This is a genomic window from Acinetobacter sp. 22512, from assembly GCF_052044755.1.
GTDB classification, from domain to species: Bacteria; Pseudomonadota; Gammaproteobacteria; order Pseudomonadales; family Moraxellaceae; genus Acinetobacter; species Acinetobacter pittii.
On record NZ_JBQENP010000005.1, the window covers coordinates 12,677 to 38,754 of the forward strand.

Here is a 26,078-nt window from a genome sequence, read left to right on the forward strand (position 1 = left end):
CTCCTTAAATGCTCAACTTTTTCAAATTACGACGTTTGCCATAAATGATTTGTACGATTGCACGAGTTACTGTAATTGCAGTAAACATCGAACAAATAATACCGATCATTAATGTCACGGCGAAACCTTTGATTGGGCCTGTACCAATTGCAAACAGAATGAATGCAACGAGGAACGTGGTTAAGTTCGAGTCAAAAATGGTGTTATAGGCTCGATCATAACCGGCCACAATGGCCTGTTTGGGTGAGGCCCCCCAGAGCATTTCTTCTCGGATACGCTCACATATCAATACGTTCGCATCGACCGCCATACCAATGGTAATAACGATACCGGCAATACCCGGTAAGGTGAGGGAAGCTCCAATCCATGACATCACAGTTAAAATCATTGCCAAGTTAAACACAAGAGCAAAGTTCGCGATTAAACCGAATACGCGGAAGAAAACCACCATCCAGATTGCAACGAGCAAGAAGCCGATTTGAGTAGACAATACACCTTTATCAATGTTTTCTTGACCAAGGCTTGGACCTACTACACGCTCTTCAACAAAGTACATTGGCGCAGCCAAAGCACCAGCACGAAGCATTAATGCAAGTTCAGATGCTTCTTGAGGAGAACTTAAACCGGTAATACGGAAAGTCGAACCTAAAACAGCTTGAACTGTTGCTGCATTAATGACTACAGACTCAGTATATGGCGTACGAACTTCTGTTTGTGCACCAGTTTTTGGATCTGTGACATAGTTAATTTTTTGCTTGTTCTCGATGAACAATACCGCCATGCGTTTACCAACTGCATTACGGGTTGCATCGGACATTAGCTTACCGCCAGCGCTGTCGAGCGTGATATTTACTTCGGCACCGCCAGAGTCCTGACTAAAGCCAGAGCTTGCATTTTGAACACGCTCACCAGTCAAGATTCGGTTACGTTGCAACAAGAGTTGACGACCACTATCTAAAGACTCATAAGCAAAAACTTCTGTGCCCGGAGGTAAAGGTTGACCATTATATTTACCCGTATATGGATCGATATATTGATCATTTAAGTCAGAAACTAAACGGAATTCGAGGTTCGCAGTACGCCCTAAAACACGTTTAGCTTCAGCTGTATCTTGTACACCTGGTAATTCAACAACAATACGGTTGCTACCCTGACTTTGTACCAATGCTTCTGCAACACCAAGTTCGTTAATACGATTACGTAATGTTGTTAAGTTCTGATTTACCGCATATGACTGAATTTCTTGGCGACGTACATCAGTATAAGTAAGCTTTAAAGTAGAACCTGTAGAGCTTGCTAATGCCTGTTGGGTATATTCATTCCCATTACGACGTAAAAAATCCATTGCTGCATCACGGTCAGCATTGTCAGCAAATTGAACAGTGATCACATTATTTGTTAATGCAAGACTGTTAAATTTGATCTTGTTTTCACGGAACTGACGACGCAAATCGGTGGCAGAGGTTTCCATACGTTGGGCAACGGCTTTGTCCATATCTACTTCAAGCAAGAAGTGGACACCACCACGTAAGTCCAAACCAAGTTTCATTGGTTTTGCCCCAATCTTTTGCAGCCATTCCGGTGTGGTTGGTGCAAGGTTTAGGGCGACAACATATTCATCACCTAAGTCACGACGTAATACTTCTTTTGCCTTTAACTGTGCTTCAGATGAACTGACACGCAATAGGGCAGCATTATTTGTAAAAGTATTGTCATGGCTCGCAATATTTGCTGTTTTTAAAATTTGCTCTGCTTTTTTCACCACACTTTGATCAATTTGGGTACCAGCTTTGGCACCGGAAATTTGAACAGCGGGCTCATCCGGATATAGACTCGGCAGTGCGTATAATGTACTGATTACCAGAACAACCAGAATCAGTAAATATTTCCATGCAGGGTAACGCATTCGCTTTCTTCTTAAATGAAAAAGCCGTGCTAAAGCACGACTGTTTTATGATTAAAGGTTATTTAGAGTGCCTTCAGGTAATACTGAAATTACGCTGGCACGCTGAATTTTTACTTCTACACCACGGCTAAGTTCAACAACTGCATAGTCACCTTCAATTTTGGTTACTTTGCCCATTAAACCACCAGCAAAAACAACTTCACTACCCACACCTAAGCTCTCGATCAAAGAACGGTGTTCTTTAGCACGTTTTGCTTGAGGGCGCCAAATTAAGAAATAAAAGATTGCAACGAATACGACAATCATCAAGATGTTTGGCAAAATACCATTAGTTGGGCCAGCTGCCGGTGCTGCATGAGCAGCAGAAATTAAAAAGCTCATTTTGATTTCCTAAAGTTAAAAATATGAGTCAGATAACTGACATAATCCTAATTCGTTTTGCAATTTACCTTGTCTTGAGGTTGAGCGCAAATCTGGCTTATTCATCAACCGGACATGGTGGAACTTCTAAACCACGACGGGCATAAAAGTCCTGAACAAATTCATCAAATGTGCCATTGTCTAATGCATCACGCATACCTTCAGTCAAACGTTGGTAATAACGTAAGTTATGAATAGTACCGAGCATAGATGCCAACATTTCTCCACATTTTTCAAGGTGGAATAGATAAGCGCGGGTAAAGTTTTTACAAGTGTAGCAATCGCAATGTGGATCGAGTGGACTCTGGTCATGGCGATATTTGCTATTACGAATACGTACCAGACCATCAGTGACAAAATAATGACCGTTTCGAGCATTACGAGTCGGCATTACGCAGTCAAACATATCGACACCGCGGCGCACCGCTTCAACGATATCTTCTGGTTTACCAACGCCCATCAAATAACGAGGTTTGTCATGTGGCATTTTATTTGGTAGATAATCTAAAACTTTGATCATCTCTTCTTTAGGTTCACCTACAGATAAACCTCCAATTGCGTAACCGTCAAAGCCGATTTCTAAAAGGCCATTTAAAGACTCATCGCGTAAGTCTTCATACATGCCACCTTGAATAATGCCAAATAACGCATTGTGATTTTTGAGCTCATCATGGTGATGAGTTTTACAACGTTTTGCCCAGCGCAAAGAAAGTTGCAATGATTTTTGAGCTTCTTCATGTGTCGCAGGGTAAGGCGTACACTCATCAAAAATCATGACGATGTCAGAGTTCAAGACCTGCTGAATTTCCATAGAAATTTCAGGTGATAAAAATACTTTTGAACCATCAATCGGTGAGCGGAAGGTAACACCTTCCTCTTTGATTTTGCGCATTGCGCCAAGACTAAAAACCTGGAAACCGCCAGAGTCAGTCAAAATTGGCTTATTCCATTTAATAAAGTCATGCAAACCACCGTGTTCTTTAATCACTTCAAGACCCGGACGCAAATATAAATGGAACGTATTTCCTAAAATAATTTGTGCCTGAATGTCTTCGATGTCACGAGGTAACATGCCTTTGACTGTGCCGTAAGTCCCCACTGGCATAAAAACAGGTGTTTCAACAACACCATGTTCTAAAGTTAAACGACCACGACGGGCACGCCCCGACTGACCTAATTTTTCAAACTTCATCTAAAAATCCTGAACACGAGCAGAGGCGAAGAAACAGTTCGCTGCTAAAAAGAGGGCTATTTTCCTTGATTCTGCGACGTAGTTCTACTACTAAATGTAGCCGTTATATAAAAAGGTGGGGGAAACTAAGGATAGATTTTATGACATAGATATTTTAATGAAGGAAATATCTAGAATTTAGGCTTTTAAAAAATTATAAACGGTTTGGCAAAGCTAATCGATATTGCTAAATATTTACATCCTTTAATAGAGGATGTGTATAGATGATTAACAATATCGATCAGAATTTTAATTTTTAAACTTCTAATTTATCAATCAGCATTGCATCGCCATAGCTAAAGAAACGATAGCGGCTTTTAACTGCATGTTCGTAGGCAGCCAAAATGTTGTCTCTATTTGATAGCGCTGATACCAACATGAGCAGGGTAGACTCTGGTAAATGGAAGTTAGTAATTAAACGGTCTACGATGCAGAACTCGTAACCTGGATAGATAAAGATTTGTGTGTCGCCAGTCCAAGCTGCAATTTTACCGCCATGAGCTTGAGCTGCACTTTCTAAAGCACGTGTCGCGGTTGTACCAATGGCAATCACTTTATTGCCGCGTGCTTTAGTCGCCAAAATTAAATCAATAGTTTCTTGAGGAACATCACACCATTCACTGTGCATGACATGATTGGTAATGTCATCAGTACGAACAGGCATAAATGTGCCAGCACCGACGTGTAAAGTCACAAAAGATTTTTGAACATTTTTTTGCTCTAACTTTGCTAGTAACTCTTCGTCAAAGTGCAAACTCGCAGTAGGAGCGGCAACACTGGCAATTTTTTCGGGATTATGGAAAACCGTTTGATAGCGTTCAGTGTCAATTTCTTCTGCTTCACGGTTAAAGTAAGGTGGAATAGGTAACTGGCCATATTGCTCAAGAACAGGCAAGATCGGCTGTGAAAACTCAACCACAAATAAATTTTCGTGACGGCCACGTACAATCACAGGAATATTATCTGCACCGACGAAAAGCTCTGCACCTGCTTTAGGTGAGTTGCTAGATTTGATATGACAATACGCCGTGGTGTGATTCAGCATACGCTCAACCAAAATCTCAATAGCACCGCCTGTAGAGCGTTTTCCTTTAAGTCGAGCTTTCATGACCTTGGTGTCATTAAGCACCAACAAATCACCCTCTTCGAACAGATCGATAATGTCTGTGAACATGTGATCGTGATATTGACCCTTTGAATCTAGGTGCAATAACCGTGAAGCACTACGTGATGCAAGTGGGTAACGGGCAATAAGTTCATCAGGTAATTCAAAGGAAAAGTCAGACAGTTGCATATTTGAGAAAAAACACCACAAAAATTGGGCCTAGTATAAACTTTTTCGCTTTTTTATGGCTGTGCTTCTGACCTAAATCATGAAAAATGTTTAAATGATCTAAAAGTGAACGATAATATTCACTTAGGGTTTGACAAGTTTTACAAACGCGCTAATATACGCAACACAAACATACTTCCTCTCCCGAGGTGGTGAAATTGGTAGACGCGGCGGACTCAAAATCCGCTGTCAGAGATGACGTGTCGGTTCGAGTCCGACCCTCGGGACCATATTCAGAATCGTAAGATTCTACGAAAACCCCTAAACTAACGGTTTAGGGGGTTTTTGTTGGGTATAAAAAAGTGGATAGAGCTTAAGAAATTATTATTTGATCCCGAGGGTCGGACTCGAATTTCTAGCTATAAATTTAGAGCTTATAAAAAATCTTTCATTTTTTAAGCTTAAGAAGTTCTTCTTTAAATACCAAACATCTTTGATAAAAGCGAAACTGAGCAAGAATCTAAACTCTTATTCAACTAATATTTTTGACCATCTTTTAATAATATTATGAACTCGCATTTCTAACATCTTACAACTGTCTACCTTCAAATATTTGTTGTATTTTCCTCAAGCATACCCACTTTATGTATCTGAAAATCTTTAATTGAAACTTCACATTTCTATTTTGAAAAGAACGTTGCTCTTTTAATGTACTGTGTTAAAGTTTGTAGTAGATCATAATGATTATAAGTACATTTATTGAGAGCGGTTCCGACCAAAAACGACATAATCTGTGAGGCGGGCAATGACATTCCAACGTTTAGAACTAAATCAGGTTGAGCAGTTAAGTGCTTGTAGGATATCTCTGTTGCTTGGATTAAATGCCGAGCAGAACTACATCGAACAATTTTTCCGGTTTAGTCTTCGTCTTTTGAATTGTAAAAAAGCCTTATTGACTTTTAATCAGGAACCTTACTTTTGGCACCGTTGCCCTGAAGGCATGACGGCAATCTCGTTTAAACCATCAAAGCATTTAAAACAGTGCTTCGCCAAACAACAGGTCATTAATCACTTACATCCTTCATATCAAAATTTAATCAACTATTTAAAAGAATTAAATATTGAGTGCAGCAGGGCACTGGCCGTGCATCTTTTACACCCTGATAAAACCTCGATGGGCTTTGCTGTCTTTTTTGATGACGATGCTGCAACGTTTGAAGATGATGATATTCAATTGTTGCTCGATTATTGTTCTACTTTTATGCAGCAAGTTGAGTTGAAGTTTAACTATGAAGAGTTAAACGAACTCTATGAACAACAGGTAGCGATTAATTCGAGTAAGACGAAATTCTTTTCGATTATCTCACATGACTTACGGGCACCGTTTCATGGATTGCTTGGATTTTCTGAGGTACTCGCCAAAGAGCGAGAAACTTTAGATGAATCGAGTATTCAAAATATTGCAGATTATTTATATGACACCTCACAATCGACCTATAACTTGCTTGAAAGTTTGCTGACATGGGCGATGGCCGAGGGAGGGCGTTTTGTCTATCACCCGATTAACTTTAAACTTAGACAAGTCAGCAATATCGTTTGCGATGTACTGCATACATTAGCTTTAAAGAAAAATATTGAACTGGTTAATGGTGTTCCAGATGATTTAAACATCTACGCCGATATCAATATGATGACCTCTGTAATTCAGAACTTGGTGTCAAATGCGTTGAAATTTACCGACGTTGATGGATCAGGCAAAGTCTTTATTGAAGCTCAACAAGCGGATACAAATGTAGAAATTACTGTTCGAGACACAGGTCTGGGCATGACCGAGCAACAAATGGCAAATTTATTCCATCCACGTATTACTGCTAGCTTTAAAGGCACTGCAGGGGAAAAAGGTGCTGGCTTAGGTTTGAGTCTTTGCAAGCGTTTTGTCGAGATTAATCAGGGGCAAATTACTGTTAGCTCTAAAGAAGGGGTGGGAACGACATTTAAGGTTTTATTACCTTCAGCTCAAGAAAGTCATGAGGTGCATACCGAACATCATTCTTCATCAGAAGCAAAATTAGTCTAATTCCTTTTCCTAACACTACTCGAACTGCTATAACTAAAAACAGAGTACGAGGAAAAGAGCTTTTTATATGAATGCGGAGCAGTTACAAAAAACATTGCGTGCCAGTCAGTACGCAGAACAAGTTTTAGGTTTGCATCAAGCTGTTTTAGAACAAGATTATCAAATAGATCAATTTACTGCACCGCTCTCGACCGAACAGATTTACCAATTTGTACAGACCACGCTAGATGGGATTGGTGATGAAACGTCTTGGATGCGCGGAATGCGCATTTTACGTAGCCGTTTAATGTTCCGCTGGATTTGGCAGGATGCCAACCAACTGACCGATGTTGTCACACTCACTCGTGAACTTTCTGATTTTGCTGATGCCAGTATTTGTGCTGCAAAAGATTTTGCGCGTGTCGCACTTGTGGCGAAACACGGTGAACCTGTGAGTTACTCTGGCAAAATTCAAGATTTGATTGTGGTTGCCATGGGTAAGCTTGGTGCTCAAGAGCTTAACTTGTCGAGTGATATCGACTTAATTTTTGCCTTTGATGAGCAAGGTGAAACCGATGGTCGCAAATGTATTGATGTACAGCAGTTCTGTATTTTGTGGGGACAAAAACTCATTTATTTGCTTGAACACATTACTGCCGATGGTTTTGTATTTCGAGTTGATATGCGCTTACGTCCTTGGGGGGATGGCTCGGCATTAGCGATTAGTCATGCAGCTTTAGAAAAATATTTAAGTCAACATGGCCGTGAATGGGAACGTTATGCCTGGATTAAAGCGCGTGTTGTCACTGGAGGTAAAGAAGGACAGGATTTGTTAGAAATGACACGTCCTTTTGTGTTCCGCCGCTATGTCGATTACACCGCTTTTGCTGCCATGCGTGATATGAAAGCAATGATCGAGCGCGAAGTCTTACGTCGTCATATTGAGGATGATATTAAACTCGGGGCGGGTGGTATTCGTGAAATTGAGTTTATTGTTCAGGTCTTCCAGCTGATTTACGGCGGTTCTAAACGTGAGTTACAAGACCGTCAATGTTTAGTCAGTCTTGAGCACATTGGTGAAGCTGGCTTATTAGAAAAACAAGCTGTATTAGAGCTTGAAGATGCTTACCTATTTTTACGCCGTGTTGAACACGCGATTCAAGCTCTAAATGATCAACAAACCCAATTATTACCAGAAGAATTGGACTTAAGACAACGCATTATAGATACCTTAGGTTTTACGAGCTGGAATGAGTTTCTCGATGTTCTTAATGAAAAACGTCAAAAGGTAAAAGTTCAATTTAAGCAGCTCATTGAAGATACCAGCTCTAATGCCGCAACTGAAAATTTTGGGCAATTAGAGCAGCAATTAGATGAAGTGCTGGATGACAATGCGAAAAATCTGATTCATGAGTTTTGGCATGGCCATGCACTTAAAAAACTTCCTTCAAATGCTGTGCAGCGTTTAAAAACATTTTGGCCTCATTTAATTGAAGCGATCTTACAGTCTGAACAACCTCAAACTGCATTGTTGCGTTTAATGCCACTGATTGAATCAGTCATGCGTCGAACCGTTTATTTGGTGATGTTGATTGAAAGTAAAGGCGCATTGCAACGCTTAGTGAAAATGGCGACGGTGAGTCCGTGGATTTGTGAAGAACTGACACAGTATCCGGTACTGTTGGATGAGTTCTTATCGATGGATTTTGAGTTACCAAAACGTAAGGATTTAGAAGACTCATTACGTCAGCAGTTACTTCGTATTGAGATTGATCAGGTCGAAGACCAAATGCGAGCACTTCGCCTGTTTAAAAAGAGCAATGTACTTACTGTTGCTGCAAGTGATGTGTTAGCTGAAAGCCCTCTAATGAAGGTTTCCGATGCATTAACAGATATTGCTGAAGTTAGTGTTAATGCAACCCTACATTTGGCTTATCAAACTGTGGCGAAGCGCCATGGTTACCCAAAAGATGTTGATGGGAAACGCTGCTCACTCGACTACAAAGCTTTTGCTGTCATTGGTTATGGCAAAGTGGGTGGTATTGAGCTGGGCTATGGTTCTGACTTAGACCTTGTCTTTATTCATTACCTAGATGAACAAGCTGATACGGATGGAACCAAGTCAATTAGTGGCTTTGAGTTTGCTATGCGTGTTGCTCAAAAGTTTATGTCTTTGATGACTACGCAAACCCTTGATGGCCGTGTCTATGAGATTGATACACGCTTAAGACCTTCAGGTGAGGCTGGTTTATTGGTGACAAGTCTGAAAGCCTATGAACACTATCAGTTGAAAAGTGCATGGCTTTGGGAGCATCAGGCATTAGTACGTGCCCGCTCTATTGCAGGTGATGAGGTGCTTTGCCAGAAATTTGAAATATTTCGACGCGAGATATTGACTCAATCTAGAGATGAGGCTTATGTTCGTGAGGAAGTGTTGAAAATGCGTCAGAAAATGAAAGACCACCTAGGTTCGTCTTCTGAACAAAAAAAACATGGTATTTTTCATTTAAAACAGGACGCAGGTGGTATCGTCGATATCGAATTTATGGCACAGTATGCTGTACTTGCATGGAGCGGGACGAAACCCGATCTCGCCCATTATTCTGATAATGTAAGAATATTAGAAGATGCTGCTAAAGCAGACTGCTTATCCAGTGAAGATGCCACAGCATTAATTCGAGCCTATCTTAGTGAACGTGCCGAAAGCCACCGCTTAGCCCTTGCAAATCAATCCATGCAAGTCAGCGCAGCGGACTGGCGTAGTACCCGTGCGGTCGTTTGCAATTTATGGCAAAGATTAATAGACCCAACCGCTTCGGTTGAGTTGGATAGTGAATGATTTTATAACAATTTGGAGTGTTCCATGAATTTGGCTGATCGTGATGGTTTTATTTGGCAAGATGGAAAATTAATTGATTGGCGTGATGCAAAGATTCACGTTTTAACCCATACATTACACTACAGTATGGGCGTATTTGAGGGTGTTCGTGCTTATGAAACGCCTAAAGGTACAGCGATTTTCCGTCTTCAAGACCACACAAAACGTTTGTTAAATTCAGCAAAAATTTATCAAATGAAAGTGCCTTATGATCAAGCAACGCTTGAACAAGCACAAATCGATGTTGTTCGTGAAAATAAATTAGCTTCTTGCTATTTACGTCCACTCATCTGGATCGGTTCAGAGAAACTAGGTATTGCAGCAACAAATAACACGATTCATGCTGCTGTTGCTGCGTGGGCGTGGGGTGCATATCTTGGTGATGAAGCGATGGCGAAAGGTATTCGCGTAAAAACTTCATCATTTACTCACCATCATCCAAACGTGACGATGTGTAAAGCAAAAGCATCTGGTAACTACACATTGTCAATTCTTGCTCATCAAGAAGTTGCACATTCTGGTTACGACGAAGCAATGTTAATGGACCCACAAGGTTATGTGTGCCAAGGTTCTGGTGAAAACGTATTCTTAATTAAAGATGGCGTTTTGCACACTCCAGATATCGCTGGTGGTGCGCTTGATGGTATTACACGTCAAACTGTGATGACAATCGCTAGAGATCTTGGTTACCAAGTTGTTGAGCGCCGTATTACACGTGACGAATTTTATATCGCAGACGAAGCATTCTTCACAGGTACTGCTGCTGAAGTAACACCAATTCGTGAATACGATGACCGTCCAATCGGTTCGGGTACTCGTGGCCCAATTACCACTGAAATCCAAAAAACTTACTTTGATGCGGTTCAAGGTAGAAATCCGAAATATGAACACTGGTTAACTTACGTAAAATAAGTTAATCCGTTAACATAAAAAGGCGAACTTCGGTTTCGCCTTTTTTATTTTTTGGCTTAGGGAGCTTCTATGCATATTGTCTATGTGTCTGATGGTAAGGCAGGGCACCGCTCACAAGCATTAGGCTTGTTTCAGGCAATGCAAAGACAACAGCCAGAAACAACTTTTGAAGAGGTCCTAATTTCTGATTTACCTATTATTTCTTTAATTCAGGCACTTTTCTCTTCAAAAAAATCCTTATTTAAACAAGTGCCTGACTTTGTATTTGGCGTGGGAAGTCACACTCATTTTCGTGTTTGGTTACTCGGTAGAATTTTCAAAAAGGCCAAAACGATTATTTTAATGAAGCCAAGTTTACCTATTGGTTGCTTTGATTATGCTGTTATTCCAGAACATGACGGTATTCACGCCGATAACCATGTGATTGTCACGCGTGGTGCATTAAATCCTATCCGTAATGAAAATCGCCATCAAACCGCGAGAGTTTTAATCGCTTTAGGTGGTTCATCTAAACGACATCAATGGAACCAAAATAAAGTATTAACCAGTGTTCAAAAAATTGTTGAGAATAATCCAGACGCTGAAATTATTCTGACCACTTCACGTCGAACCCCAGCAGAGTTTGTCGATATTTTAAGGCAACAAAGTTTTGCCCAGCATTTACACATATTTCCAGTTGATCAAACACCCCAAGGCTGGATTTTCGAAGAAATGCAAAAAGCAGAAGCAGTTTGGGTGACAGAAGACAGCGTCTCTATGATTTTTGAGGCGCTTACCGCGGGTTGTCGAGTCGGGGTGATGGCAATGGACCGTTTGAAAGACGACCGGATTACGCACTCAGTTGACCAAATGTTAGAATCAAAATTAATCTCACAGCAGACTTATGTTGTACAGTTACCACAACCTTATGCTTTTAAAGAAGCAGACCGTGTGGCAACATATCTTTTAGCAAAATAATGAGTTTGAGATTGTGCTATATATACTGATTTTATTGGTTCTGCTTATCTTCGTATTAAGTTATAAGTATGCTTGGTGGAAGCCGAAAATAAGTTGGAATCAGCCTCGTATATTGATGTATCACATGGTCAGAAACCATATTGATGGTGCTAAATTTAATAAACTTCGTGTGAAACCCGCTGAATTTGAAAAGCAGATTGCCTGGATGAAATCACAAGGATTCCATTTTGTAACTATGCAAGAGTTACAAAATGGTTGGGGGAAACACCCTGCTAAAACAATAGCAATTACATTTGATGATGGTTATTTAGATAACTTACAAAATGCCTATCCAATTTTAGAAAAATATCAAGCAAAAGCAACAGTTTATGTGGTGGTTGACCGTCATGATAGAGATTGGTCAACTTATAAAAAAGAACATCACAATAGTGGTGAACTTATGCGTGAAGCTAAGTTGAATGATGCCCAAGTCAAGCAACTCGCAGACAGTGGGCTGATTGAAATTGGTTCACATACATTGACGCATGCCAATTTAAATAAACTCAGTGATGCCGATTGTTTAAGAGAATTGACTGACTCAAAGCAACAACTTGAGCAATTAATTTGCAAACCCGTGACCAGTTTTGCATATCCATTTGGGATTTATTCAGACCGCGATGTCAAACTGGTAAAACAGTCAGGGTATAGCAATGCTGTAACGACTGTAGAAGGAATTGAAGGCGAACAGCCAGACTTTTTTCAACTACAACGTATTAAAATCAGTGGTAAAGATTCATTATTTGCTGTCAAGCTCCGTTTAAAGCTTGGTAAGCGTGAGGGATAAGCATGAAAATTACTCTTGTAATGGCGAGTGATGAGGAAGGGGGACTAGAAAAGCATGTACTTGAGTTGGCTGCTGGTTTGTCACAATCACATGAAGTATCTTTAATTGCACATCAGAAATATAAAAGTCAGGTGAAAAGTGCGGTGAACTTTGTGGCTTTCGACATGAGTGGTAGCCGTTATAACCCATGGACAAAATATCGGCTTAAAAAATTAATATTGGCGACAGAGCCACAAGTGCTACATGCTCATGCTTCGAAAACAGCAAAACTTTTACAAGGTATATTGAATAGTTTGAATTTTCCATGTGTTGTAACCATGCATGGTGCAAAAAAGAATATTAAAACCTATTTGGCATTTGATCATATTATTTGTGTAAGTAAACGTCTTGCACAAATAGTAGGGCAACCACATAAAGTAAGTGTGGTTTATAATGGGATTTCCTTAAATATAACTGCTCAACCATTTGTAAAGAATAGAAAATTTATTGCAATAGGCCGTTTAAATGAAGTGAAAGGTTTTAATCTTTTATTAGCCGCTTGGCAGAACATTCCTTGTGAATTAACTATTATTGGTGATGGTGAAGAACGGGACAGACTGGAAAAATTGATTAAAGAATATCAGTTAGCTGATCGTGTTAAGCTATATGGTTATAGTAATAATATTCATCCATTGATTGCGGAACATGAAGCCTTAATTGTTTCATCTTTACGTGAAGGCGGTCCTTATACACTTGCTGAGACCTTGTTGCTTGAGCGACCAGTTATTGGTACAAATGTCGGGATGATGTCTGAATTTATTCCCACAGAATTTTTATGTGAACCTAATAATATATTGGCTTTACAGCAGCTCATCCAAAATTATTTAAAAATATCTGATCCAGAGAGTAGTTTTAAAACTGCTTATGTACTAGCACAAGAACAACTTACTTTCACGAAAATGATTGATCATACAGTACAAGTATATCAGTCACTGTTTTCAGTATAGGATTATGTATTGATGACACAACAAAAGGATTTTATTCTTGCATTGACAGATGGTAAACCTGGTCACGAAACTCAAACTCAGGGAATGGTTCAGCTATTGAATCAACAGAAAAACTATCAAGTGGAATGGATTCAACTAAATTTACCTAAGAAATGGTTATACCGTGTTCTTAAGTTTCTGTCCAATTTTTCAATAAATACTCATTGGTTATGCTATTTCCTTGATATGAAAACTATCAAGTCGTTAGAACAGAAACAAGTTGCATATATTGTATCAGCGGGGGGAAATACCTTGCTCGCCAATTTGTTGTTAAAACAACATTTACGCAATAATCAAGCCATTAAAAATTTAGTAGCGAGTTCATTACGAGGAATTCGTGCTGATTTATTCGATGTGGTATTTACCATTCATGATCAACAAGCTACATTGCCACATTACTTTTACTACCCAGTTGCACCTAATAAAATGTGTGCTTTGCCTTTGACACGTGATCAGGCACGTGAGCATTTAGGAATTCACAGTGCTGAATTAGTGATAGCAGTTCTAATTGGTGCGAATACCAAAACAGTCAAAATCGGTGATGCTGTACAATGGGCAACTGTTTTACAACAGATTCGGTTGCAATATCCAACAGCGAGATTATTAGTTACGACATCGCGTAGAACGTCAGTTAATTTCGAAAAAGAGTTACAAGAGCTTACTGAACAGTACGATATTTTTCAGGCAAATGACTTGCTAACATGGGTTGCACAAGGGCAAAGTTGTGATATTAAAGACTACATTAAAGCAGCTGATTGGATTTTAGCGAGCCCAGACTCAACCTCGATGGTTGCAGAGGTTATTATGTCCGGAAGCAAATTGCTAGTACTTTATGATGAAGTTGCAGTACAAGATGTGGCTATCAAACAACAATTAAACTCCTTAGCTCAACAGCGGTGGTTATATTTATTAAATTTTTTAGATGCTCATCAAATTGTTGAGGCTGTCCAAAAATTAAAAGTACAAGACCATACGGGAGAGATGACTCGAAAATTGAATAATATTTTGGGAAAATAAACTAAATATTTAGATTTTATTTTTTAATAATCGCCAACTTGATCATTCAATATATCAAATTCTAGATAAATTTAAAAAATAAAAAGAGCAGGAATCTCCTCTTTTTTATTTTGTTTGCTTTAATAATGCTTTATAAGGAGCAACGAAGCAAATTGATAAAATAAGTTGTATAAGTAGTTTTAGAATATAAATAGGTACAATGTAGAAAGGTAAAGTCTCCAGCGCTGTTATACAGGTTGGCATAATCCGATTATAATAACGACGACGAATAGCTAAAGAAGCATTTTTTCTTAATTCTTTTGATAGACATCTTTGGTTAATTTGATAAGCCTTATTCGCTTCTGGATGTTGATGGGAATAGGCTTTTAAAAACTGTGACATGCTTTGGCGGAACAAAATGACTTGACGTCTAACTTCAAAATGATCTTTTTTCTTTTTTGCCTGCGCAATAACGCTTGTATTATGATAACGAAAATAGTTTAAACATTCATGAGTAAAAAAAATATCGCCTTGTGTTACGATCTTTGCCCAAATTTCCCAATCGCCAATGAAGCGTAAGCTCGGGTTAGCCCCTCCCACATCAAAGTAAGTTTGTTTTTTGAAAATAACCCCACTCGCATTAGGAATAGTATTTTGAGTATTTAAAAATTTTTCTATATATTCAAGCCCTTTCATTTCAAAGTTGTTTTCGAAAAGTTTTGGGTCTACTTGATCTGTAAAATCTTTCCAAGAACCAGTTATTTCTCCTTTAGCGTTCATTCGATATGATTGGCTATACGCCAGTACTAAATTGTGGTTTTTCTCAAACTGTGGTACTAATTTCTCTAAAAAACGAGGATCTGCTATATCATCGGATTCAGCAATCCAGATCAGCTCTCCTTTCGCTAAATGCATCCCTTTGTTCCATTGGTAGAAGGTGGAGCCTGAATTTTTTTCATTGATAATGCAATGAGAAACTTTAGGATGTTTTCGGTATTTTTCTAAAATTTTAGCGCTATGATCTGGTGACAAATCATCTAAAAGGATTAATTCAAATTGTGAATAGCTTTGATTAAGAATACTATTAATTCTTTCTTCTAAATATTGAGCATGATTATAACTTGGGACAATGATACTAACAAACACTGAGTAGAACCTATAACATGAATACTGGTAACGATACTCTTAAAGCAATAGGTCAACAATCGTATCTATCCTATTTTTATAGGTATGATCTCGTTGAACCTTGTCCATTGCTAGTAAGGGATTAATAGAATTTTCTTTGAGTTTGCTTTGCAGTTCGGAAGGGTCTGAAAAAGTTATAATTTCATTTTCTATGCTGAATGCAAATTCAAGATCTTTTACATATTCACTGACTAAAATGCAACCGCAAGCAGGTGCTTCAAAACAACGCATATTCATGCCTTGTCGTATATTTACTTTATTAATGAGGTTAAGAACATACTTATGTTTACGGTAAAGTTCAGCGACATTGGGTAGACTAATATTATGTGGATGAATAATACTGTCATTTTTTACAAGATTATTCCAGCCTTTACCATAAATAGTAATTGGGAGCGGAATTCGTTCAATTAGTTCTTGTCTGTCAGGAGACCAAGCTCCTACAAATAAAAGTCTGTCATTTTTTTGTTCATCCTTCGGAAAAAAGATTTCAGGATTGTAAGCTAATGGAAGGTAGATTGAATGATCTAATCCTATATCTTTAGCATCTTTAATAAAACTGAAGTCGGTAAAGCAGTATAAGTCAATAATTTCTTTTGTTTTTTTTAGCCTTGAATCAAAAAAATCTCCGATCCAATGAGCTTTTTTGCATGGAAAGTCAGCTAAAACTTCTAGTAGATAATCATTAAAATAAAAGAGATCGGCAATCAATATTAGATCGGGCTGAAATGTTTGTAACTTTTTCTTTAGTAAATTAGCTGTATATATATCTTTATTTGGTAAAATTTTCTTAAGAAATCGTTCACAGGTATTATTGTGATTTAAAGCAAAGCCTTGAATCACATAATTAGGGTGTCGGTGAGAAGTGGCAAGAATATTTTCGAACCATTGCAATATACCCCCACGTTTACCAAGAATGAGTAATTTCTTTTGCATTACTCTTTGTCCGCATTTCCTTTTAAAACCATATAAATCAATGCAACAAAAATGAGCAATGCACCAACCAAGCTACTTACACAGAAAAATAAAATACGTTGATTTGTAGTCATGTTAAATAATTCATTTGCAAGAATATAGCGCATGAAAAACCATTGTGCGAGGGAGAATACAATCACGACTAAAGCATGTCGACGTACATCAGGGCGCATAGCCATAAAGCTGACCTCTTAATTAAAAGCAGCCTATTATGCCACTGACGTGCTTTTTCGCAAAGTATAGCTTATGAAAATTGAATGTTTGTTTAATACTGTCTAATAAGAAACCCTGCATAAGCAGGGTTTCTTATTGAGAAAATCTAAAAATTATTTAGATTCTTCAGTTTTTGGCTTTTCACGTAGGCGGATACCCAAGTCACGAAGCTGGTTTGCTTCAACAGGAGCAGGTGCTTGAGTAAGTGGACATTCAGCAGTCTTAGTTTTCGGGAACGCAATAACGTCACGAATTGAAGTCGCGCCAGTCATAAGCATAACTAAACGGTCAAGACCAAATGCCAAACCACCGTGAGGAGGAGCACCATAACGAAGCGCGTTAAGTAAGAAGCTGAATTTCTCTTCTGCTTCTTCATCAGAAATACCAAGCGCTTCAAAAATCGCTTTTTGCATTTCTAATGTGTAAATACGAAGTGAACCACCGCCAACTTCAGTACCATTCAATACCATGTCGTAAGCAACAGAAAGTGCTTCACCTGGATTGCTCTTCACGTCTTCTACGCTAGATTTAGGTAGTGTGAATGGGTGGTGAACAGAAGTCCATTTACCATCGTCAGTTTCTTCAAACATTGGGAAGTCAACAACCCAAAGTGGAGCCCATTCACAAGTTGAAAGATTCAAATCGTGACCAATCTTGACACGAAGCGCACCCATTGCGTCATTTACAACTTTAGCTTTATCAGCACCGAAGAATACGATATCGCCATCTTGTGCGCCAACACGTTCCAACAGTTCAAGTACAATCGGTTCAATGAATTTCACGATTGGAGATTGAAGACCTTCAATTCCTTTAGCGAGTTCATTAACTTTAATGTACGCTAAACCTTTAGCACCATAGATGCCAACGAATTTGGTGTATTCATCGATTGCACTACGTGGCAATGAAGCTGCACCAGGAACACGTAAAGCAACAATACGACCTTTAGGATCTTTTGCAGGGCCAGCAAATACTTTGAACTCTACTTCTTGCATTAAGTCTGCAACGTCAACGAGTTTCAACGGAATACGCAAATCTGGTTTGTCAGATGCATAGTCACGCATTGCTTCGCTATATGGCATACGGCGGAATTTTTCAAATTTTACGCCAAGCAAGTCGTTAAATAATTTAACAGTCATGCCTTCCATCAAATCCATGATTTCATCGTCGTTTAAGAACGATGTTTCAATGTCGATTTGAGTGAATTCTGGCTGACGGTCAGCACGTAAGTCTTCATCACGGAAACATTTCGCGATTTGGTAGTAACGATCAATACCACCCACCATCAATAATTGTTTAAACAATTGCGGTGATTGTGGAAGTGCGTAGAAGCTACCATTTTGTACACGACTTGGTACTAAATAGTCACGCGCGCCTTCAGGAGTTGCACGAGTTAAAATCGGAGTTTCAACGTCTAAGAAACCGTGATCGTCTAAATAATTACGGATCAAGTTAGTTACTTTAGAACGGAAACGTAAGCGATCTAACATTTCTGGACGACGGATGTCCAAGAAACGATATTTTAAACGGTGTTCTTCTGACACGTTAATTGTGTCATCATTTAACGGGAATGGCGGAGTTTCAGAAGCAGCAAGAACTTCGATTTCTTTGCCTAAAACTTCGATTTGACCACTCACCATATTTTGGTTTTCAGTACCTTCATAACGGCGACGAACACGACCTGTAATTTTTAATACATATTCAGAACGTGCTTTATCTGCTGTTGCAAATGCTTCTGGAGTATCTGGGTCAATAACCACTTGAACGAGACCATCACGGTCACGCATATCAAGGAAAATAACACCGCCATGGTCACGGCGACGATGTACCCAACCGCATAGTGTAACGGTCTGGTCGATTTGGGCTTCAGTTAAAGAGCCACAGTAATGAGTTCGCATCATGATGAAGATTATCCAAACTATATTGGCTGAAAGGACGGATGCGTAAACCGCGCACCGTCAAAAAAGTAAGTTTTCGATTATGCCTTGTTGGATGGTTTGCCACAAGAACTAGATCAAAAAACCGCAGAAATTAAGCTGAAAATGAGCAATTTGGCAGCAACTTTAAGTATTCACCCCATTCTTTTTTGCCGATCTAAAACCAAGAATAGTAAGCATCCTAAGCTAAAGGTACTTAGCCAGCCTTGCATAAATTCATTAATAGAACGACCAGTGAAATAATAGGTATCGACATGCCAAACTTCATGAGGAATGTAGCGGGCATAATCCCAAAAAGAGAATAAACCTAACACTGTAGATAGAATTAACAGACACCATGCGAAAATTTTAATTTTATAGTTTACTTTCCAGTGTTGTTTATAGCGCTGATAATAATGAACACACATCCAAGCAATAAAAGGTAGCGCAAGAGCAGAGGAGCCTAGCTGTAAAAGACGATGTAAGGGATAAGGGTGTCCCAAAAGATGAACTGTGGTCGCTAATACATCTTTAAATATAAAAGTCCGAAAGTCTGAGTGTGTTAGGCCATCCCAAATTAAATGAGTGGCAATCCCTAAAATAAGCGCGAGTAATGTTCCAATCAAAAATAAAAACATACGTTTTAAAGAGTGGAGGTCAAGATCATGTTGAATGCCCAAAAAACGATAAATTACAGGCCGGTAAAGTAAATACCAAATAGCACAGAATAATAATCCTAATGCAAGATTTGGGTAGAAAAGTCCTTTCCATTGATGTGTCAACATCCCTGACTGCATTGTAAATAAGCGGTAAAGATCGGGTGTCATACTTCCAATTGCTAGAGCTGCAACTGGTAAAGTGTTTCGGCTAAGCTTTGAAAGAGGAGGAGCTATAACGGCATGAGAGATTGTAAAAGGCATTATAAAACAGAGATTACTCACATCATTTAATTGCCCAGTCTAACGAATCAGCCGATTGGAAATGTTTTTTATTGCAAAAAGACTGAAATGTTATAATATAACAAAACAAAAAGGCGTAGCGATCAGAGAATCACCTCATGTTGTTCTATAAAAATATTTTGACCTTATCCATTTTAGCTGTCATATCCGTACCTTCGTTTGCAGCAGAAAGTGAAAATGTTGAAAAGCTAGAAACCATTCGAATTAAGGCTCATCCACTTGAGCAAACGTCACAAGATTTTGCTGTTGCAGATACTGTGGTTGATCAAAAGCATCTGTCGCAAGGCGCTGCTACCATTGGGGATGCACTCAGTAGTGAAGTGGGAATTTACGCGAATCAGTTTGGGGCTGGTTCGAGCCGTCCAGTCATCCGTGGACAAGATGGACCACGTGTTAAAGTTCTTCAAAATTCATCAGAAAATATTGATGTATCGACGTTGTCTCCTGACCACGCCGTCACTGTAGATCCTGTGCTTGCGAAACAAGTCGAAGTAATTCGCGGCCCTTCAACTTTATTGTTTGGTGCGGGGACTGTCGGTGGTTTAGTTAACGTCATTGATAACAAGATCCCTACGCAAATGCCTGAAAATGGTTATGAAGGACAAGTTGGCTTACGTTACAACACTGGAAGTGATGAAAAACTAGCGAGTGCTGGCGTAACTGTTGGCTTGGGCAGCCAAGTTGCTTTACGTGTTGAGGGGTTAACTCGTGATGCGAATAATTATATTGCGCCCAATTATATTCATGAAGGTGAAAAAGAGCGCCGTGTAGACAATACCTTTGCGCAGGGTGATTCAGTTAACGTTGGTTTGTCTTGGATTTATGACCGTGGTTATACGGGTATTTCTTATAGCAACCGTCGGGATCAATATGGCTTACCGGGGCATAGCCATGAATATGAAAGTTGTAGCGCTCATCTAGGTGGAAGACCGCATTTGCATTGTGGAGACCATGAACATGAAGAGGGTGAAGAAGGTCACGATCATGAGCATGAAGAACATGAACACGAACATGGCGGCCCATGGATTGATTTAAAATCTGAGCGTTACGATTTTAAAACCGAGTTAAATGCTCCATTTGCAGGCTTCCAAAAGTTACGTGCGCAAGCAAGCTATACTGACTATCAGCATGATGAAATTGAAGAGGGAACAATTGCGACCCGATTCCAAAACAAAGGCTATGATGGTCGTATTGAGTTAGTACATAACCCGATTGCAAGTTGGGAAGGCGTAATTGGCGCACAGTTAGGTCAACAGAAATTAGATTTAACTGGCGAAGAAGCATTTATGGCCCCGACCACTACCAAAAAGTGGAGTTTATTTGCTTTAGAACATAAACAATGGAAAGACGTACATTTTGAGCTTTCTGCCCGTGCAGATCAGCAAGAAATTGATGTAGACGACAACTCTAAACAGGATTTTGATGGTTCGGCATTCTCTTACGCAGGTGCTGCGAATTGGGAGTTTGCACCGAACTATAAACTGTCTTTTGTCGCTTCACATCAAGAGCGTTTGCCTTTAGCTCAAGAGTTATATGCAAATGGTGGGCACTTTGCGACAAATACTTATGAGTTAGGAAATGATCAACTCAGTAAGGAAAAATCGAATAATGTTGAGTTAGGTTTGCATTTTGATAATGACAAACTTGATTATCATCTTCATGTGTACCATAACTGGTTTGATGACTACATCTATGCGCAAACCCTTGACCGTTATAAAGACTTCCGTTTAGTTCAATACACTCAAGATAAAGCTCGTTTCTATGGTGCTGAGGGTGAAATTGGTTATCAAATTACCCCAATGTACAAGATCAGTGCTTTTGGTGACTATGTACGCGGTAAAATTGATGCTGAGGGTAATGCTCCACGTATTCCAGCGGGACGTTTAGGTACTAAAGTTGATGCAGACTTTGGTGATGGATTTAGTGGTTCTGCCGAGTACTACCATGTCTTTAACCAAGATAAGATCGCAGCTTACGAGACTGAAACTGAAGGCTATAACATGCTCAATCTTGGCGTGGCATATTCTGGACAATATGGTGCAAAAACAGATTATCGTGTTTATATGAAAGCGAATAACTTGTTAGATGACACGGTTTATCAACATGCTTCATTCTTATCAAATATTCCACAAGTTGGACGTAATTTTACGGTGGGTGTTGATTTTAGTTTCTAAGGCTTTAACACGAAACTAAACTTGAAAAATCAATCCAAAAGACCTAATTTGAAAGCATCAAGTTAGGTCTTTTTTATGCGTATTTTTCAACGAATTCATCAAAAAATAAATTGGTCAGGGCGTCGTTATATGGCGGTATTACTTTGCGTTGTTGCTATTGCATATGTTGCATCGGCGATTTACCACACAGTAAAACCATTACCACAAGGGATTAACTTTAGTGGCAAGCTTAGACATGCCGATGTTAAATTTTTAGCAGACAAAACTTATCTTGATGCAAAAGGGCAACAGCAGGTTGATCAGCACATCTTTGATGAAATCTTGAAAATGATTGATGAGGCAAAAACCACGATTGTGGTGGATATGTTCTTGTTTAATTCTGAAGTAGGTGACTCAAAACTCAAGCAAAGACCATTAATGCAAGAGCTAACCGATGCATTAGTAAGTAAGAAAAGACAGAACCGCCAAATTCAGATCGTTATGATTACCGACCCGATTAACTCGGTTTATGGTGGTATCAGCCCTGAACACTACCGTCAGTTACGTCAGGCAGGTGTTGATGTGATTGAAACGAATTTAGCCCCTTTACGAGCTTCTAACCCGTTTTGGTCTGGGTTCTGGTACATCTGCTGTCAAAATATTGGCAATAACCCTGAAAAAGGCTGGTTACCAAATCCATTTGGTGATGAAAAAATTACACTACGTAGCTATTTGAACTTATTTAATTTTAAGGCGAATCATCGGAAAACCGTTGTTGTTGACACCGATGCGGGTTGGAAATCATTGGTAACCTCAGCAAATCCACACGATGGCAGTTCTAGACACTCTAATGTCGCGTTAGTTGTAACAGGGGCGACAGCTGCCGATGTTCTCCAAACTGAAGCTGCTGTTGCGCAGATGTCAGGCAGTAGTTCTCCATCGCTCATTTTAGGTGACTTTGAGAAAGACGTAACTAAACCTCAAGTTCAGGTGTTAACTGAAGGCGCAATTTATCAATCTGTATTGAAATTGATTAACTCAGCGAAGCCGAAAGAGCATCTTGATTTAAGTATGTTCTATTTATCTGAACGCAAGATTATTCAAGCACTAAAAAATGCTCAAGAACGAGGTGTTATTGTTCGTGTTTTACTAGATCCGAATAAAGATGCATTTGGTCGAAAAAAGAATGGTATTCCAAACCGTCAGGTGGCTTCAGAGTTACATGCTGCTGGTATTCCAATCCGTTGGTGTGATACCCATGGTGAGCAGAACCATAGCAAAATGATTTTGAAATATAATGCCCAATACGCTGAGTTGATCGTAGGATCTGCCAACTTTACGGCCCGTAATTTAAAAAATTACAACCTTGAAACGGATATGTTGGTCATTGGCAAAGTTCAAGATCAAGTCTTTAAAGATGCTCAAGATTATTTCAATACCTCGTGGTCAAACCTAAAAGATAGACAGATGAGCGTGGATTATGCGAAGTATGCAGATGAGTCTAAAGTGAAGTATTGGATTTATCGTTTTATGGAATGGTCAGGATTATCGACTTTTTAATCACTATCTTGAAGTTTTCCAAAAATTAGCAAGATGATTGGCGATATGGAGGTCGCCGTTTCACTGTGTGGCAAGGAAGCCACATCAGTGAAACAAAGGTTTTTGCCACTTTTGACCTCTCAAAAGTGAGGCATTAGCCTATACAAAAGACATTCGAACATCACTGTAAGTAAAGACTGTGCTATAAGTCCGATTTAAGGCGCTGGTGGAATCAATTGATCCAACGCTTTATCATCAAGTTTTTCGATTTCACTCAAATCCGTTTTAATTTTCCACTGTGACTCGTCGTCAACAGGATTTGGCAAACGCGCTTCAAGCCAATCGCAAACCACATCCGGAGAGAATTCAGGATGGTTACATTGAATAATCCATGATAAAAAATCTTTGGCTTCACCATTCATGTAAGGTGGCGGTGAAACAGGGAAGAATAATGTGGGTAGGCGTTCATTTGTCGATAGATAATTTAAAACATGACCTAATTCTTGAACTGTTTGCCATGCAAGTGCATGCTCTACGTCAATACTGAACTTAAACCACCAAGCATGTTCGCCATCTGCTCCATGAGCCATAATACGGGCTTCTTGTACACTTGGAACTTTGCAAAAAAATTGATGAAGACGCTCAAAACTGATTTCAGACACAGCAATTGACCTAGTTTGAAAAATGCTAATGGTAGCACAGATACAGATTCTTCATATTTTCTTTATAGTCATTACAAAGTTTAGCAATCAAAGCGGTTTTATTCATGGTTTCTCCTTGAGTCTCTTTTAATCTAGCTTCATATCAAGATTAAAAGGAAATAGGCCATGAAAAAGCCAATCGTTCTTGTACTTTCGACATTAATGTTAGGTATATCAGCTACCGCGATGGCCGATTCTGGACACCGTTGGAACAATGACCATGGTAAAAACTATGATCGATATGAGCATCGTGATGACCGCCGTCATGATTATCGTAATGATCACCGAGCGCCAGTTTGGTCAAATGCTGATCGTGGTAAGCATTATGGTAACTATGTTGCTTTTAAACGTGGTGAACGTATTCCTACCCAATATCGCCATAGCCGTTATTATGTTTCGGACTGGAGAGCGCACCGTTTATATGCGCCACCACGTGGATACCACTGGGTTAAAACCCCTAATCAATACTTATTAGTAGACTCAAGACACAACATTTACCGAGTTCGTTAAATGTAAAAATAAAAAGGCCTCGATATTGAGGCCTTTTTTATGCCAACTCGTCATCTTGCGGTTGAGGGGTTTTCAAATTATTTGAGGTTTTTGCATGTTTCTCTTTCATCACTGATGGGTAGTGCCATGAAGCAAATCGTACGACTAAAATAGATAAGGCTAAAATCAAAATTGAGCCTGTAATAATGACTTGATCGATATCCGCTTTATGATCATGTTGAATATCTGAAATGAGTAGACGGGTTAAGGCCGTAATCGCGACATAAATAAGAAATCGTACAGGCATGTGATTGGTTTTAAAGTAAATTCCAACCATTGCTCCAAGTTCTAAGTAAATAAATAATAATAAAATATCATCAATTGAAGCATACTTTTTGACGGTCAGAATTTCAAAAACTGTATTGGCTGCCGACCATGCCACCATACACCCGATAATGAATAAGGCTAAATAATGGAAGGCTTCTACGGCGTAATGTCCGAAACGGTCAAGTATTCGTTCGTATTTTTTAGGATCAGGCATAATAAGATCTTTTGTTTACTTCGTAATGTATAGAAATTAAACAAATTTTGTGCCAATGGAAATAGTAAATACAAAATAAAAAACGCCTGATTATTCAGGCGATTTTATGAAGATTTAATTCAACTCAGGTAGTAAGGTGATATCCACTATAATTACAAAGACTATTTCAATTTTTATATTGTTGAATGACATCTTCAAATGCAATATGGCCTAAAAAGTTACCTGTACTCTTTACGGATTGTTCTTGTTCAATTGCATGCGCAAATTTAACCGCCGCCTCATTTTGTAATTGTTCATAAAGTCGTTTGCAGTTTGAAAATTGATCAATATCAATAACATTATGATATTCCAACCATCGTGCGATACCTGCGTAGTATCCGTCTACAAAAGACAATTGATCGCCCATTAGCCAAGTTTGATTTATCAGACTATTTTCTAAAGCGGTAAATGCTTTTTTAACTTGGACTGCTCCATATTCACGTAATGCTTGTTTATTACTTTCTGATGAAGAGTGTTCAAGGCTATACCAGAGAGGGCTAAATGCATTGAATAAAGTCGTATTCAAAAAAGCTAGTTTCTGATTAAAGAGATTAAATTGTTCTGTTCCTTGTTCATAATGAAAAGCCGCATTCAGGCTTTTTGCCATGATATGGTTCAAGATAGCCATGCTTTCCGTTAAAACTTTACCATTATCGTAGAGCAGTGCAGGTGTTTCACCGACTGGATTAATTTGGCGGTATTCCTCGGTATTACACTGAGTCGGCATCTCGATTCTACAGAGCTGATAAGGTAAACCTGACAATTCCAAGGCAACAATTGAACCAAATGAGCAGCCAGAAGGTACGCCATAAAATAAAGTGAAAGTTGACATGATGATTACTCTTTTTTGATGTGTAAAATCATCATAAGTCGACAGAAAAGTTTCTAGTAGTCAGG

The 26,078-nt window shown here is 39.0% G+C and carries 22 protein-coding genes and 1 tRNA gene; 11 read left to right on the forward strand and 12 right to left on the reverse strand.

Features of this window, described 5'->3' with window-relative positions; genetic code table 11:
* Window positions 1-4: 4 nt before the first annotated feature.
* The 4 genes from secD to queA all read right to left on the reverse strand — a co-directional run bounded on the left by secD (window position 5) and on the right by queA (window position 4,851).
* Window positions 5-1,906: a protein translocase subunit SecD gene (gene secD / locus ACTJJG_RS07040; protein ID WP_002116237.1), complete on the reverse strand. Its 1,902-nt coding sequence runs from the start codon at window positions 1,904-1,906 to the stop codon at window positions 5-7.
* Window positions 1,907-1,957: 51 nt separating this feature from the next.
* Window positions 1,958-2,287 carry a preprotein translocase subunit YajC gene (gene yajC, locus ACTJJG_RS07045; RefSeq protein ID WP_002116168.1) on the reverse strand — a complete coding sequence of 110 codons (330 nt, stop codon included), beginning with the start codon at window positions 2,285-2,287 and terminating at the stop codon, window positions 1,958-1,960.
* A gap of 97 nt (window positions 2,288-2,384) precedes the next feature.
* Window positions 2,385-3,518, reverse strand: coding sequence for a tRNA guanosine(34) transglycosylase Tgt (tgt, locus tag ACTJJG_RS07050; RefSeq protein ID WP_002116306.1), 1,134 nt, complete (start codon window positions 3,516-3,518; stop codon window positions 2,385-2,387).
* Window positions 3,519-3,813: 295 nt separating this feature from the next.
* The gene (queA, locus tag ACTJJG_RS07055) at window positions 3,814-4,851 is read right to left on the reverse strand and encodes a tRNA preQ1(34) S-adenosylmethionine ribosyltransferase-isomerase QueA (protein ID WP_032062602.1); all 1,038 of its coding nucleotides are present in this window, start codon (window positions 4,849-4,851) and stop codon (window positions 3,814-3,816) included.
* A gap of 182 nt (window positions 4,852-5,033) precedes the next feature.
* Between queA and ACTJJG_RS07060 the strand changes: the two genes are divergently transcribed.
* The 8 genes from ACTJJG_RS07060 to ACTJJG_RS07095 all read left to right on the forward strand — a co-directional run bounded on the left by ACTJJG_RS07060 (window position 5,034) and on the right by ACTJJG_RS07095 (window position 14,498).
* Window positions 5,034-5,120: transfer RNA gene (locus ACTJJG_RS07060), tRNA-Leu, on the forward strand.
* A 515-nt stretch (window positions 5,121-5,635) separates the two neighbouring features.
* Window positions 5,636-6,907, forward strand: a complete 1,272-nt coding sequence (locus ACTJJG_RS07065; protein ID WP_044424837.1) for a sensor histidine kinase — start codon at window positions 5,636-5,638, stop codon at window positions 6,905-6,907.
* Between the two features lie 67 nt (window positions 6,908-6,974).
* Complete coding sequence (gene glnE, locus ACTJJG_RS07070; RefSeq protein WP_032056719.1) at window positions 6,975-9,725, forward strand: bifunctional [glutamate--ammonia ligase]-adenylyl-L-tyrosine phosphorylase/[glutamate--ammonia-ligase] adenylyltransferase; 2,751 nt, start codon at window positions 6,975-6,977, stop codon at window positions 9,723-9,725.
* A gap of 24 nt (window positions 9,726-9,749) precedes the next feature.
* Window positions 9,750-10,676: a branched-chain amino acid transaminase gene (locus ACTJJG_RS07075; protein WP_004705670.1), complete on the forward strand. Its 927-nt coding sequence runs from the start codon at window positions 9,750-9,752 to the stop codon at window positions 10,674-10,676.
* Window positions 10,677-10,745: 69 nt separating this feature from the next.
* Window positions 10,746-11,633, forward strand: a complete 888-nt coding sequence (locus tag ACTJJG_RS07080) for a mitochondrial fission ELM1 family protein (RefSeq protein WP_032056718.1) — start codon at window positions 10,746-10,748, stop codon at window positions 11,631-11,633.
* Between the two features lie 13 nt (window positions 11,634-11,646).
* Window positions 11,647-12,456 (forward strand): polysaccharide deacetylase family protein, encoded by an 810-nt coding sequence (locus ACTJJG_RS07085; RefSeq protein ID WP_032056717.1) that lies wholly within the window; start codon window positions 11,647-11,649, stop codon window positions 12,454-12,456.
* 2 nt (window positions 12,457-12,458) lie between these two features.
* Entirely contained in the window at window positions 12,459-13,442 is a 984-nt protein-coding gene (locus ACTJJG_RS07090; protein WP_002116302.1) for a glycosyltransferase, read from the forward strand.
* A 12-nt stretch (window positions 13,443-13,454) separates the two neighbouring features.
* Complete coding sequence (locus ACTJJG_RS07095; RefSeq protein WP_005064198.1) at window positions 13,455-14,498, forward strand: ELM1/GtrOC1 family putative glycosyltransferase; 1,044 nt, start codon at window positions 13,455-13,457, stop codon at window positions 14,496-14,498.
* A gap of 105 nt (window positions 14,499-14,603) precedes the next feature.
* On the opposite strand, the gene ACTJJG_RS07100 is transcribed toward ACTJJG_RS07095, so the two are convergent.
* From ACTJJG_RS07100 to ACTJJG_RS07120, 5 genes are all read right to left on the reverse strand, one after another.
* On the reverse strand, window positions 14,604-15,623 hold the full coding sequence (locus ACTJJG_RS07100; RefSeq protein WP_017482205.1) for a glycosyltransferase: 1,020 nt from the start codon (window positions 15,621-15,623) through the stop codon (window positions 14,604-14,606).
* 39 nt (window positions 15,624-15,662) lie between these two features.
* The gene (locus tag ACTJJG_RS07105) at window positions 15,663-16,595 is read right to left on the reverse strand and encodes a CgeB family protein (protein ID WP_002116205.1); all 933 of its coding nucleotides are present in this window, start codon (window positions 16,593-16,595) and stop codon (window positions 15,663-15,665) included.
* Window positions 16,595-16,813: a hypothetical protein gene (locus ACTJJG_RS07110; RefSeq protein ID WP_002116556.1), complete on the reverse strand. Its 219-nt coding sequence runs from the start codon at window positions 16,811-16,813 to the stop codon at window positions 16,595-16,597. Before ACTJJG_RS07110 ends, ACTJJG_RS07105 begins: the two co-directional genes overlap by 1 nt.
* 147 nt (window positions 16,814-16,960) lie before the next feature.
* On the reverse strand, window positions 16,961-18,745 hold the full coding sequence (gene aspS, locus ACTJJG_RS07115; RefSeq protein ID WP_002116046.1) for an aspartate--tRNA ligase: 1,785 nt from the start codon (window positions 18,743-18,745) through the stop codon (window positions 16,961-16,963).
* 170 nt (window positions 18,746-18,915) lie between these two features.
* Window positions 18,916-19,680: a DUF4184 family protein gene (locus tag ACTJJG_RS07120; RefSeq protein WP_032056716.1), complete on the reverse strand. Its 765-nt coding sequence runs from the start codon at window positions 19,678-19,680 to the stop codon at window positions 18,916-18,918.
* Window positions 19,681-19,817: 137 nt separating this feature from the next.
* Between ACTJJG_RS07120 and znuD the strand changes: the two genes are divergently transcribed.
* Together znuD and ACTJJG_RS07130 are read left to right on the forward strand one after the other, a co-directional pair.
* Window positions 19,818-21,893, forward strand: a complete 2,076-nt coding sequence (gene znuD, locus ACTJJG_RS07125) for a zinc piracy TonB-dependent receptor ZnuD (protein ID WP_069119230.1) — start codon at window positions 19,818-19,820, stop codon at window positions 21,891-21,893.
* A 75-nt stretch (window positions 21,894-21,968) separates the two neighbouring features.
* The gene (locus ACTJJG_RS07130; protein WP_069119228.1) at window positions 21,969-23,432 is read left to right on the forward strand and encodes a phospholipase D family protein; all 1,464 of its coding nucleotides are present in this window, start codon (window positions 21,969-21,971) and stop codon (window positions 23,430-23,432) included.
* A gap of 194 nt (window positions 23,433-23,626) precedes the next feature.
* Here ACTJJG_RS07130 and ACTJJG_RS07135 read toward each other — a convergent pair whose 3' ends face one another.
* Window positions 23,627-24,073: a hypothetical protein gene (locus ACTJJG_RS07135; protein WP_002116392.1), complete on the reverse strand. Its 447-nt coding sequence runs from the start codon at window positions 24,071-24,073 to the stop codon at window positions 23,627-23,629.
* Window positions 24,074-24,238: 165 nt separating this feature from the next.
* Between ACTJJG_RS07135 and ACTJJG_RS07140 the strand changes: the two genes are divergently transcribed.
* Window positions 24,239-24,622 carry an RcnB family protein gene (locus tag ACTJJG_RS07140; protein ID WP_005804715.1) on the forward strand — a complete coding sequence of 128 codons (384 nt, stop codon included), beginning with the start codon at window positions 24,239-24,241 and terminating at the stop codon, window positions 24,620-24,622.
* 37 nt (window positions 24,623-24,659) lie between these two features.
* Here ACTJJG_RS07140 and ACTJJG_RS07145 read toward each other — a convergent pair whose 3' ends face one another.
* Both ACTJJG_RS07145 and ACTJJG_RS07150 read right to left on the reverse strand, forming a co-directional pair.
* Entirely contained in the window at window positions 24,660-25,142 is a 483-nt protein-coding gene (locus ACTJJG_RS07145; protein ID WP_002116490.1) for a phosphate-starvation-inducible protein PsiE, read from the reverse strand.
* A gap of 166 nt (window positions 25,143-25,308) precedes the next feature.
* Entirely contained in the window at window positions 25,309-26,013 is a 705-nt protein-coding gene (locus ACTJJG_RS07150; protein WP_230445130.1) for a glutathione S-transferase family protein, read from the reverse strand.
* Window positions 26,014-26,078: the final 65 nt, after the last annotated feature.